Origin of the sequence: Exiguobacterium sp. Leaf187, from assembly GCF_001423925.1 — a bacterium.
In the GTDB taxonomy this organism is placed as follows: Bacteria; Bacillota; Bacilli; order Exiguobacteriales; family Exiguobacteriaceae; genus Exiguobacterium_A; species Exiguobacterium_A indicum.
Genome location: NZ_LMPR01000008.1, coordinates 169,306 through 181,239, shown reverse-complemented (window position 1 = coordinate 181,239; position 11,934 = coordinate 169,306). Strand labels below are relative to the sequence as shown.

The following is an 11,934-nucleotide window of genomic DNA, read 5'->3' as shown; positions in this document are numbered from 1 at the left end:
ATGGCAATTATCTTATTCGATATTGACGGTACATTGATCGATTCAACGGAACAGATGACAGAAGCAATCCATCGGGCGATGGAGGACATGCCGCATCTTCCAAAACCTTCTAAAGCTAGTGTACAAGCAAGTTATGGTTTAGCAGGAAGTGCCTTTTGGCGTAAGGCGATTCCGGAAGCCTCAGAAGAGGATATTCGGTTGATTCGTAAAAAAAGACATGGTCATCTAGAAGCGACGATGGCAGAACAGAATGTCTTGTTTGATGGAATTCGATCCTTATTAGAAGCGCTAGTGTCTGCAGGACATACCATTTCAACAGCGAGTAATTGTGGCAACCACTATCTTAACCTTGTGCTGGATAGTCAAGACATTCGTTCGTTTTTCACGAGTCCGAAATGCTTAGAATCCGTCAACGGGAAAGAAAAGGCGGATATTTTACGAGCGCACCGTGAGGAGTTTGGGGAAGAGTCCTACTGGATGATCGGAGATCGGTCTTCCGATGTGGAAGCGGCTCGTAAGGAAAAGATGCCGGTCGTTTTATGCCAGTACGGTTTTGGGACACAATCCGAGTGGGATTCGGCAGACCATGTCATCGAGTCACCGCTTGACTTACTGACAGTGATCAAATAAATGCACCAAAAAGCCAAGCTCGATCCGTCGATTTTTTAGACGGTCGGCTTGGCTTTTTTTGTGATGAGAGAACGATAACGATGAACTTACTCGAAATCCAGTCGGTATGGTTCTGCACTCATCCATGGACGGAATCTCCGGAAGAGCAGGTGGAACACTAGACAAAGGATGACCGGCAAGAAGATGAATAATCCCAGAACAAATGTCATGTTGAACAATGTCCAGCCTCCTGACATCAGATGTAACGCATTGATCGGACCGATTAATCCAGACATTCCGAAGCCGGCACTAAACGGTGTACCTTGGATGCCGAGCATTCCTGCTAGTGCGCCAAGGATAGCAGCACTACACATGACAGGAAGAATCATCAAGGGATTACGGATGAAGTTCGCCATCTGGATTTTAGGAGAACCAAGAAAATGAGCAATCGACGTTCCGCGCGAATTGGCTTGCCACCCGGCAATCGCAAGACCGAATCCAGCGGCACAGACGCCTAGATTTGCAGCTCCGGCGGCAACACCCGATAGACTGATGGCGGTCGCAATACCGACCGTTGAAAGCGGAGAGACGATCAGTACGGAAAAAGTAATCGCAATCAGAATACCCATTAAGACGGGTTGAAGTGCCGTAAAGTCTGAGATGACATGTCCGATCGCTGTCGTGATCCGTGTCACGAACGGATACGTCAAAACACCAATCCCACCGGCACCGACAATCAAAATCGTTGGCATGACAAGCACCGTATACGTCTTGAAACGTTCACCGATCAATAAGACGATTGCCGTCGCAACAGCTGCCGTCAGTCCGGCATTGATGACGTCGCCCGTGCCGACGAAAACGAAGGTCGCATCTGCACGAGTTGCAACGCCTGAGCCAACGACCGTCGCGAGTCCAATCGACGTGGTCGCAATCGGTGTCACTTTAAATTGCATGGCTACGGCAACACCAATCACCATCGGCAAAAGGCGCATCGCGAGTGTAGTGGCATCTAAAACATGCTGGGCTCCGGATACGTATGGCAACAACGCCTTAGCGAGTTCACCGAGTAGTGCTCCCGGAATGAGGGCAACAAGAATTCCGATACTGAGTCCGTTTAAAACATGAACAGCGAATTGACGTGGCTGACGCAAAATAGATGAATCCATACAAATCCTCTCCTTATGTAATGCTTTTGTGCATAACAGTATAAAAGTTATGAATTGTGTTTTATCTTACGGTAAGAACAGAAGGACGTCAAGAAAAAGTTAGAAAATTCCAAACAAGCAAAGGATTCGTCTTTCAGAAACGGAATTGTTACAGTGAAGAAGTACATTGAATGAGGAGGTCATGAATCATGTCAGAACAACGTATCGTATTAGCAGCACGACCAAACGGAAAACCAACAGGGGAAACATTCCGCTATGAATCATTTGAGTTAACAGAGCTGAAGGAAGGACAAGTCGCACTGGAGTCACTCTATATCTCGGTCGATCCATATATGCGTGGTCGTATGAACGATGCGCGTTCTTATTCGCAACCATTTGAGATTGATGAACCGATTCACGGAGGTGTCGTAGCACGTGTCATCGAGTCTAAAAGTGAAGGGCTCAAGTCAGGTGATGTCGTTGTCGGGATGCTCGATTGGGCAACAAAAGTAGTCGTCGATGCGAAAACCGTTCGTAAAATCGATGAGCAAATCGCACCGATTTCAACAGCACTTGGTGTTCTCGGAATGACAGGGATGACAGCGTATTTCGGATTGCTTGATATCGGGAATCCACAACCAGGGGAAACGGTCGTCGTATCGGCAGTAGCAGGGGCTGTTGGATCGATCGTTGGTCAAATCGCTAAAATCAAAGGCGCACGTGTCGTCGGAATCGCAGGAAGTGACGAAAAGCTACAACACTTGAAAGCAGATCTTGGTTTTGATGAAGTCATCAATTATAAAACGGAAGACATCCGGGAAGCGTTAGACCGGACATGTCCAGACGGCATCGATGTCTATTTTGAAAACGTCGGTGGGGAAATCGGTGATGCAGTTCTTGATCGACTCAATCCATTCGCGCGGGTACCAGTCTGCGGTGCCATTTCTGGATATAACGCACAACAGGACATCGGTCCACGTGTTCAATCGAAATTAATCATCGCGCGTGCGCGCATGCAAGGTTTCTTAGTGGGCGATTATGGCAAACGATTCAAGGAGGCGGCTGAGCAACTCGGTCAATGGGTTAGTGAAGGAAAGTTACAATACGAAGAAACGATCTTTGAAGGATTCGATCGTGTACCAGATGCTTTCCTTGGCTTGTTCGATGGGTCGAACACGGGGAAACTATTAGTAAAAGTGAAGTAAATATGCCAAAAGAGGTTGCGGAATCATTTCCGCAACCTCTTTTTCAATGGCGTAAGATTCATGAATCTTTTCGATCGCGCTCGAGCTCTTCAGGATCAGGATCCGGATGTTGTGTTTCCGCAGGCTTGATTCCGGGATCGGATGTCTCAGCTGGATCAGGATCCGGGTGAAGACCAACGTCTGCCTTTTCATCTGGTAAATCATGATTTTTTTCGTTTAACATGTCCAGTCATCTCCTTTTATCAATACGTAGTAATGTTTCCCCGTTTTTTAAATCCAAAACAATCAGGGTGCATAGGATTCGTTTTTGAAAACATGTGAATGACTTCCACGGACAAGAAAGTGAAAGCGGTCGATTTCCTAGGAAATACAGGTTGACTGAACTGGAATGTAAGGAAAATCCAAAAAAGCTTCATGAAGTCTTTACAAAAACCTTGCAAGTCCTTCAAGTAGCCTTTGAACTGCTTCCGTAGACTAAGAAAGAGTTGAAAAGAGGAAGGGTGTTTACGTGTGAGTGATCAAAAATGGAAACGACAAATCATGCAACAACTGAACTGGGTCCGCGAAGAGAAAAAACGGCTGACGAGCGCGACGACCGCAAGTAAAGATGCACTCGAAAAACTCCGTCAGTTAGACGTCTTGCGACTGCCGACGGTTCGAACTTCTAATAACACGACGACACGTTACCGACAAAATAGCCAAGCGTCACTACTAGATCAATTGGATGTCTCACATATACCGATCCGGACGACGACGCGTTATTATGAAAAACGATCAATCGAAATAGCCATCGTCTGTTCGGAATTCATGTATGCCTACTATGAAGATGCGGCTCATCTTCATTACGTTAATTCTGATACGTTTGAGGATGTCTTCAAACGCCCAATTGATCTATTTTTAGTTATTTCGTCTTGGAAAGGACTCCAAAATGATGATTGGAAAGGTGTCGCCACACCGAATTCCAAGAAGCGAAACCGATTACTTGCGATGATGCAAGAAGTGAGAGATAAAGGCATTCCAGTCGTTTTTCAATCGACAGAAGATCCGAGCAATCATGAACGTTTTCAAGACGTGGCGCAAGCTGCGGATTACGTTCTGACTTCAGATGAGGCGATGATTCCTGAATACCGTGTCTTATGTGGACACGATCGGATCATGGCGATGCCGTTTGGTGTCAATCCACTGATTCATAATCCAATCGGGGCGACACGTAGCCGAAAGAAGGGCGTCTTATTTGCCGGTAGCTGGATGGCGAAATATCCGGAACGTGTGAAAGATACGGAAATGTTATTTGATGGGGTGATGCAATCCTCGCACGAACTCGATATCGTGGACCGAAATTATCATCTCGACTTACCAGCTTATCAGTTTCCGGAGCGCTATCAATCACGGGTCGCACCAGCGATTCCTTATGATGCCTTACAACAAGTCAGTAAATGTTATGACTGGGTTTTGAACTTGAACAGCATCAAATACAGCAAAACGATGTGTGCCCGTCGCGTTTATGAATCACAAGCACTCGGGAATTTGATTCTGTCGAATTACAGTATCGCCGTCAATAATGAATTTCCGAATATTTTTACCGTGCATGACGCACAAGAGGCGACGGCAATCGTGGAGCGCACGTCGCAAGAAGAAATCGAACGGTTACGAGCAGAAGGACTTCGTGCCGTCATGACGGGGCATACGGTCTTCGAGCGGATGGATCAGATTCTAGCGTTCATCGGGCGCATACCTGAGACACAAAAACATCGTTTACTAGTCGTCGTCGCTCAGGACGGAGAAGACATCCGTAACGTAATCGATCGCCAAAGCCTCACACCCGACGCAATCGTTTCTGTGGATGCATTAACGGAGCAACTTTACAATCAAGCAGATCTCGTTGCTTGGATGGATGGACAGGAATCCTATGGTGAGTATTATCTAGAGGATCTTGTGAATGGTTTTAAATACAGTGATGCCAGCATCGTTCGCAAAGGAAGTGAGTATCCGTATCATGTACAAGAGATGAGCGGTAGCCGAAACGGTGCGATTGTTTGGCGGTCAGCTATCGGATATGACATGTTCCAGGCAGATGAACTGAACGGAAAAACACTGTTGCTTGATCAATTGGAGTGGAACGAGCAGACGGTAGTTCCGACGAATCAGACTCCGCAACTGTCGGTCGTTGTTCCAATCTATAACAATGGAAAACACCTCACGTATAAATGTTTCGCCAGTCTCACGCGGATGGATCGATTCATGGAGTCAGAGATTTTACTCGTAGATGATGGATCGACGGACAGAGCGACACGTCAAGCCGTAGAGCGTCTCGCACGACGTCATGAAAATGTCAGAACCTATTTCTTTGAGACAGGTGGAAGCGGTAGTGCTTCACGTCCGCGTAACAAAGGAGTCGAGATGGCACGAGCTGACTACGTGACGTTCCTTGATCCGGATAACGAGGTGCTCAGTGATCGATATGCCTTTTTGCTTCAAGAACTAGAAAAAGATCCATCACTTGATTTTGTGGCAGGGCATATGAAAAAGCTTGCCGAGAAGACAAGTATCATCGCCTTACCGACGATTCGTAAACAAGGACGAACGGTTTGTGAGGATCCGAAAGCTTTTCTATTGAAACATCGGTTTGCGGTACAAAGCATTCAAGCACTCGTCGTCCGTCGCACCTTCTTGCTTGAACATCAATTGGAACAGGTCATCGGTGCGGTTGGTCAGGACTCCTTGTTCTTCCAAGAATTGATGCTTCGCGCGAACCGTGTCTTACTCGTCAATCGAGTTATCCACTATTACTACGCAGCTGTTGCGGGGTCGACCGTGAATGCATTGACGGTGAAGTTCTTCGAACGAAGTGTCGTCCGAGAGCGGGCACGTGCTGAGAAATTCGCTCGTTATGGAGTGCTAGAGGAATACAAGGAAACTCGATTCGAGCATTTCTTTGAGCATTGGTATCTTGTCAAATTACGCTACTGCAGTGATAAGGATTTTGCACCGAGTATCGCATTGTTGCGAACAATCATCGGATTCTATGAACCCATCACGTTGACGAACCCATTGATCCGTCAGTTCATAGAACTTGCGGATCGACAGGAGACGGATCGACTTCAACACTTATTACTCGAGGAGGTGCAGAAATGACGGCATCGATGAAAACAGCACGCCCCAAGGATCAAATCCGAGCTGCCTACTACGATCAGTTAGGTGGTGGATTCGGTAAAAAAGTTCGCGCACGTGTTCACTGGATCGTTCGACAAGCAAAAGGGGAGCACATTTTAGATATCGGGTGTTCGGGTGGAGTCGTTCCGATTTTACTTGGACGGGAAGGGAAACACGTCGTCGGAATCGATGTACTACCGGAAGCAATCATCGAGGCCAAACAAGCCTTACTGGAGGAACCAACATCCGTTAAAGAAAAGGTGGAATTACATGAAGCAAATGTTATGACATACACACCTGACATTCAATTCGATACAGTCTTGATGACGGAAGTACTGGAACATATCGGAGAGCCAGAGCGCTTTATCGCCCGTGCCGTCTCGTTCATCGCACCAGAAGGACGACTCGTCATCACAGTCCCATTCGGAGTAAACGATTATGCGGATCATAAACGGACATACTATTTAAATCAATTGCTTGAGCAGTTGACACCCTTCGGTAAAATCGAGACGATCGAGCGGATTGATAAGTGGCTCGGGGTCACGATCCAAGTCTATCCGGAACCTCGAGAGGGTCGAGCAATTTTACCAGCGGAAGTCGAATGGCTCGAGGATGCCTTTGAAGAGGTGGAACGATTGCATCTGGCAACGATCCTTGATTTAAAACGCAAGCAACAGAATCTAGAACGGAAAGTGCAACGGTTAGGAGAACAAACGGAAGAATTGGAGCATATTCGAGCAGAATCGCTACGTCATGAACAGCAACTGCAGGAACAGCATGAACAATACAAGATGCTTGAAGAACAATATGCCGCACTGCTTGATCGATTCGAAGGATCACTGGTGACAAATCTGGAATTGTTGGAGGCGAATGCATCATGGAAATCAAAATACCGCTCACTCGCGCGCTCAAAACTCGGAAAAGTCGTCGTCCGCTACTGGAAGTTCCGACGTCAACTCAAACAACACCGGAGTCGTCGATGAACGTCTTGATGATTTGTCAAAATTTCTATCCAGAAATCGGTAGTGCGGCAAACCGAATGAAGAATATCTTCAAGCGGATGGAACAAGCGGGAAATGATGTCCATGTGCTAACGTCAGAACCGCTCTATCCAACGGCAGAACTCTATACGGACTCGATGTTCTGGGATGAACCGAGCCTCGATACGGCTCATGTGACCCGTATTCAGCCGCGTGACGTCCGGGCAACGAATAATTTATGGCGACGTCTTCGCTTGTTCGTCGAACAATTCGTGCTCGCGATTAAAGAGGTGCGGCATGACCCGAAATCCTATGCCTACATCTATGCGACGACGCCATCCATCTTCATGGGACTCGTTGGGGTCGTCGCGAAACATGTCAAAAAGGCTCCTTTGATTCTCGATGTACGTGACTTATGGCCGGAATCGTTGATTGGCGTCGGCATCACGAAATCGCGTCTCTTATTGACTCCGCTCTACTGGCTTGAAAAGTGGATGTATCGTCAGGCCGATCAATTGGTCATCAACAGTGAGGGGTTTCGATCGTATATTGAAGGGCGGGGCATTGCACCGGAAAAAATTCATTACATCCCGAACTCCATCGAGGAAAATGAGTGGTTGATCAAACGCCGAAAAGTATCGGAACAAGTGCGCGTCGTGTATACAGGGAATATCGGACTCGCACAAGATGTGTTCTTGTTGCTTGACGTCGCACAGGAACTTCAACAAGAACAGGATATCTGCTTTCAAGTCGTCGGTTACGGCTATCACAAGCAAACGTTCGAACGACTCGTCAAGGAACGTGGATTGACGAATATCGAGTTTCTTGACGCGATGCCACGCTGGGATGCGTTGAAACAACTCGCGAAGAGTGACATCGCCTTTGCGACACTCGTCGAGAGTACAGCGTTCGATACAGTGACACCAGGCAAAATCATCGACTACATGGCGATGGGCTGTGCCATCGTCGGTGCGGTATCCGGTCATGCGGCGCATGTCATTGAAGAAGCAGGAGCCGGTTATGTGTCTGTCCAGCGGAAAAAAGAGGAGATCGTTGATCATATTCTCGAGTTATCACGAAATCCAGAGAAACGTGCAGCGATGGGACGGGCGGGTGTGGATTACGTCCAACGCCATTTCGATTGGGAACAAAATGAACAGCGCTTGTTTGAAGCCATCGAACAAACGCAGTCACGAAAGGCGGTCGCAGAATGAAGCGCATTGGAATGTTTGTTTGGAATCCGTTTACGAATGATGCCCGTGTCTTACGTGAATGTACGGCACTTGTCGAAGCAGGACACCGCGTAGACCTATACTGCTTAAATGACGGAACACTTCCAGAAGTCGAATACCCGATGTCTGGGTTTCGCGTCATTCGAATCGACCGGACGCCACCTTTTGCGAGGTGGCTCCCGTTCTTTCGCAAACGGAAAAAACGGACCCTTGTTATCGGATTGATGGGTGCGCTTCTTGCGCCATGGCTTATTCCCGTGATGCTCGTGCTCTTTTTACTCATGCGAAGTCGATTCATCCGTTACGCCCTATATAACAGTTTCGGCATTCTTCGTATGACACGTACTGCCCGGAAGCATGATTATGACGTCATGCATGCGAACGATGTCAATACGTTACCACAAGCGATTGGGGCGGCGCGTGGTGCCCAAATCGTCTATGACTCGCATGAAGTCCAAACCGATCGGACAGGATACGGAAGCATGCAAGGGAAATTAGAACGCTGGCTGCTTCGATTCGTCGACCAGACGATCGTTGAAAATGACACGCGTGCAGATTATCATCAAAAATTATATGGAACCCGACCATCCGTCTTGCACAATTATCCGTTTTACGAACCGATTGTTCCGCAACCGCGACCGTTACGCGAAGAGTTAGCACTCGTACCAGACGAGCCGATTTTGTTGTATCAGGGCGGGATCCAGGAAGGACGTGGACTGGAGCGACTCATTGAAGCGATGCCGTTCATCGATCGAGGAACACTTATTTTCGTTGGAGATGGAAAGTTAAAAGGGAAACTCATGCAACTGGCTACGCAATCATCGGAAAAGTCTCGTATCCGCTTCATTGATAAGGTTCCACTTGCTGAACTACCCAGTTACACGGCAGCGGCGACGGTCGGCTTTCAAGTCCTCCAGAACGTTTGCTTCAATCATTATTCCGCTTCTTCGAATAAACTATTCGAATACATGGCGGCGTTGATTCCTGTCATCGCGGCCGACTTACCAGAAATCCGTCGTGTCGTCGAAACAGAAGGAGTTGGATTAATCGTCGATGTCGAATCACCGCAGAGTATCGCCGAGGCGGTCAATCGTCTAGTGAAGGATGAGAACTTGCGACGGGCGATGCAGGAACGAGCAAGCGTAGCAAGGAGACAATACAACTGGGAGCAAGAAAAAGGTCGACTTCTTGCTGTCTATGACTCGATTTTCATGGAATCTAGCGCAAAATAAGAAAAATAGTCAACGACTCGAAGGGAAATCCACGTGCAATGAAGGAGGATTCCTGACGAGTCGTTTTGTTTCATTCGAATAGACACGAAGGATTCGCGAAAGCTTCATAAGATTTACAAAAACGATAGAAAACACTGGAAATGTAAGGTCTGTGAAGAATGGTTTAAGAGATGGTTAGAAGCATTGGAAAGCAAAGGAAATGTCGTTATGGTCTAGTTACAGCCAAGCCACAGACCGTTCGTTGGCTAGTATGACTAACTCGATGGAGGAATGACAAAATGAAACTTTGCACAATCGGACTAGGATATATTGGATTACCTTCTTCTGCGATGTTCGCGGATCATGGCACGGAAGTCGTAGGTGTCGACATCGATCCACAAATCGTCAATCTTCTGAACACGGGAACGATTCATATTGAAGAACCAGGACTCGAGGATGTCATCAAACGAGTCGTCGCGAACGGAAAATTCCGAGCGACACTTACGCCAGAACGAGCAGATGTCTTTTTAATCGCCGTTCCAACTCCTAACTTAAACGATACGTATAAATCGTGTGATTTGAAATATGTCATTTCAGCGGTTAACAACATGCTACCCTTCCTTGAAAAAGGGAACGTCGTCATCGTCGAATCGACGATTGCGCCACGAACGATGGATGATCATGTCCGTCCCTTAATCGAAGCAGCTGGATTTACGATCGGTGAGGACATTTATGTCGTCCATTGTCCCGAGCGTGTCTTGCCAGGACAAATCTTACATGAACTTATCCATAATAACCGAATCGTTGGTGGATTGACGCCAGCGTGTGCGGAGGCAGGTGCTGCCGTCTACGAAACATTCGTTCAAGGTGAAATCGTCCGGACAGATGCGAAGACAGCCGAAATGTCGAAGTTGATGGAGAATACGTTCCGCGATGTCAACATTGCTCTCGCAAATGAATTGACGCAAGTATGTCATCAGCTAGAGATCAACGTCTTAGATGTGATTGAGATGGCGAACATGCACCCACGGGTGAACTTGCATCATCCGGGACCGGGAGTGGGTGGTCACTGTCTCGCAGTGGATCCGTACTTCATCGTCGCAAAAGCCCCATCGCTTGCTCGCATCATTCATACGGCACGACAAACGAACGTTCAGATGCCACAATTCGTTGCCGAACAAGCAGCTCGTCTCGTCGGTTCGCGTGTCCGTCCAAAAATCGCCGTCTTTGGTGTCACGTATAAAGGAAACGTCGACGACATGCGCGAGAGTCCAGCTGTCGAAGTCATTGAACAATTACTCGACCGTGGACTTGACGTCGCTGTCTGTGATCCGCACGTCGAACGCTCGATTTCGACACGTTTCGAACTCGTCGATGAGCTGGAGGCGATTCAAGGCGCCGACCTAGCGCTTGTCTTAGTCGACCACGATGAATTCAAACAATTCGATTCACGTCGTCTCGCAAACTACATGCGGACACCGTTACTCTTTGATACGAAAGGGATCGTCAATGAGCTCGACGCTGTCAAAGTCCTGAACTTCGGTAATTTGCATACGCACCGCGTGACGGAAGTGGATGCGAAAGCGATATGAACGCGTTACGAACGATTGGGGGAGAGTTGAAGGATCATCTATATCTGATCTTTCGGCTCTCGCTTTATGAAACAAAGAGTCAATATAGCATGCAATACCTGGGTTGGTTTTGGGAGATCATGACGCCACTACTCCAAATCGGTGTCTACTGGGTCGTATTCGGCTTCGGGATTCGTGGTGGGCATCCAGTCGATGGAATTCCGTTCGTTTTTTGGCTCGTCAGCGGATTGATTGCTTGGTTCTTCATCGGCAGTACGATTCCAAGTGGTTCCCGGTCGATTTATGGTCGGGTCGCTCTCGTCTCGAAGATGCACTTTCCATTGAGTACGATTCCAGCGTATGTCATTTTGGCACAATTCTACCGTCATCTCGCGATGATTGCTTTGACGATCATTTTAGGGTGTGCCTTCGGTTATTTCCCGGGATGGCATACGCTTGAACTCCTTTATATCGTACCGGCAGGCGTCGTATTCCTATATGCGGTCTCCTTATTGTTATCCGCACTTGCGACGATGATTCGAGATGTACAAAACATGGTGACATCTGCGATCCGCATGCTGATGTATTTAACACCAATCATGTGGATTCCGCCAGATCACTCGTTATTTAAGATGTTGTTGATGTTAAACCCACTCGTTTATTTGATTGAGGGATATCGGTCCGCACTCATCGGAACGGGTTATCTGCTCGATCATATGTGGTACGGCGTGTATTTCTGGTGTATGACGCTCGCAATCTTACTTGTTGGAGCATCGATTCACATTCGATTCCGACGCTATTTCATCGATTACGTATAGGAGGGAGAAC

The 11,934-nt window shown here is 47.5% G+C and carries 10 protein-coding genes; 8 read left to right on the top strand and 2 right to left on the bottom strand.

All coding sequences use genetic code 11. From position 1 onward, the window contains the following. Positions 1-630: an HAD family hydrolase gene (locus ASF99_RS03275; RefSeq protein ID WP_035398397.1), complete on the top strand. Its 630-nt coding sequence runs from the start codon at positions 1-3 to the stop codon at positions 628-630. An 86-nt stretch (positions 631-716) separates the two neighbouring features. On the opposite strand, the gene ASF99_RS03270 is transcribed toward ASF99_RS03275, so the two are convergent. Next, the gene (locus ASF99_RS03270; protein WP_055966945.1) at positions 717-1,775 is read right to left on the bottom strand and encodes a PTS transporter subunit IIC; all 1,059 of its coding nucleotides are present in this window, start codon (positions 1,773-1,775) and stop codon (positions 717-719) included. A 188-nt stretch (positions 1,776-1,963) separates the two neighbouring features. Here ASF99_RS03270 and ASF99_RS03265 point away from each other — a divergent pair, with 188 nt between their 5' ends. Continuing rightward, on the top strand, positions 1,964-2,959 hold the full coding sequence (locus ASF99_RS03265; protein WP_055966942.1) for an NADP-dependent oxidoreductase: 996 nt from the start codon (positions 1,964-1,966) through the stop codon (positions 2,957-2,959). Positions 2,960-3,017: 58 nt separating this feature from the next. Here ASF99_RS03265 and ASF99_RS17410 read toward each other — a convergent pair whose 3' ends face one another. Continuing rightward, positions 3,018-3,182 carry a hypothetical protein gene (locus tag ASF99_RS17410; RefSeq protein ID WP_023467459.1) on the bottom strand — a complete coding sequence of 55 codons (165 nt, stop codon included), beginning with the start codon at positions 3,180-3,182 and terminating at the stop codon, positions 3,018-3,020. Between the two features lie 287 nt (positions 3,183-3,469). On the opposite strand from ASF99_RS17410, the gene ASF99_RS03260 reads away from it, so the two are divergent. From ASF99_RS03260 to ASF99_RS03235, 6 genes are all read left to right on the top strand, one after another. After that, positions 3,470-6,094, top strand: coding sequence for a glycosyltransferase (locus ASF99_RS03260; RefSeq protein ID WP_055966940.1), 2,625 nt, complete (start codon positions 3,470-3,472; stop codon positions 6,092-6,094). Then, positions 6,091-7,095, top strand: a complete 1,005-nt coding sequence (locus ASF99_RS03255) for a class I SAM-dependent methyltransferase (protein ID WP_035398389.1) — start codon at positions 6,091-6,093, stop codon at positions 7,093-7,095. The genes ASF99_RS03260 and ASF99_RS03255 overlap by 4 nt, the downstream gene beginning before the upstream one ends. Continuing rightward, on the top strand, positions 6,990-8,306 hold the full coding sequence (locus tag ASF99_RS03250) for a glycosyltransferase family 4 protein (protein ID WP_235147622.1): 1,317 nt from the start codon (positions 6,990-6,992) through the stop codon (positions 8,304-8,306). Before ASF99_RS03255 ends, ASF99_RS03250 begins: the two co-directional genes overlap by 106 nt. After that, positions 8,303-9,556 carry a glycosyltransferase family 4 protein gene (locus tag ASF99_RS03245; protein WP_035398386.1) on the top strand — a complete coding sequence of 418 codons (1,254 nt, stop codon included), beginning with the start codon at positions 8,303-8,305 and terminating at the stop codon, positions 9,554-9,556. The genes ASF99_RS03250 and ASF99_RS03245 overlap by 4 nt, the downstream gene beginning before the upstream one ends. A gap of 278 nt (positions 9,557-9,834) precedes the next feature. Further along, on the top strand, positions 9,835-11,127 hold the full coding sequence (locus ASF99_RS03240; RefSeq protein WP_023467466.1) for a nucleotide sugar dehydrogenase: 1,293 nt from the start codon (positions 9,835-9,837) through the stop codon (positions 11,125-11,127). Then, positions 11,124-11,924: an ABC transporter permease gene (locus ASF99_RS03235; protein WP_029341022.1), complete on the top strand. Its 801-nt coding sequence runs from the start codon at positions 11,124-11,126 to the stop codon at positions 11,922-11,924. The genes ASF99_RS03240 and ASF99_RS03235 overlap by 4 nt, the downstream gene beginning before the upstream one ends. Positions 11,925-11,934 lie beyond the last annotated feature (10 nt).

Bases quoted from the DNA above. Each gene is read 5' to 3' on its own strand.
- ASF99_RS03275 (WP_035398397.1), top strand. From the start codon at position 1: ATGGCAATTATCTTATTCGATATTGACGGTACATTGATCGATTCAACG.
- ASF99_RS03270 (WP_055966945.1), bottom strand. From the start codon at position 1,775: ATGGATTCATCTATTTTGCGTCAGCCACGTCAATTCGCTGTTCATGTT.
- ASF99_RS03265 (WP_055966942.1), top strand. From the start codon at position 1,964: ATGTCAGAACAACGTATCGTATTAGCAGCACGACCAAACGGAAAACCA.
- ASF99_RS17410 (WP_023467459.1), bottom strand. From the start codon at position 3,182: ATGTTAAACGAAAAAAATCATGATTTACCAGATGAAAAGGCAGACGTT.
- ASF99_RS03255 (WP_035398389.1), top strand. From the start codon at position 6,091: ATGACGGCATCGATGAAAACAGCACGCCCCAAGGATCAAATCCGAGCT.
- ASF99_RS03250 (WP_235147622.1), top strand. From the start codon at position 6,990: ATGGAAATCAAAATACCGCTCACTCGCGCGCTCAAAACTCGGAAAAGT.
- ASF99_RS03245 (WP_035398386.1), top strand. From the start codon at position 8,303: ATGAAGCGCATTGGAATGTTTGTTTGGAATCCGTTTACGAATGATGCC.
- ASF99_RS03240 (WP_023467466.1), top strand. From the start codon at position 9,835: ATGAAACTTTGCACAATCGGACTAGGATATATTGGATTACCTTCTTCT.
- ASF99_RS03235 (WP_029341022.1), top strand. From the start codon at position 11,124: ATGAACGCGTTACGAACGATTGGGGGAGAGTTGAAGGATCATCTATAT.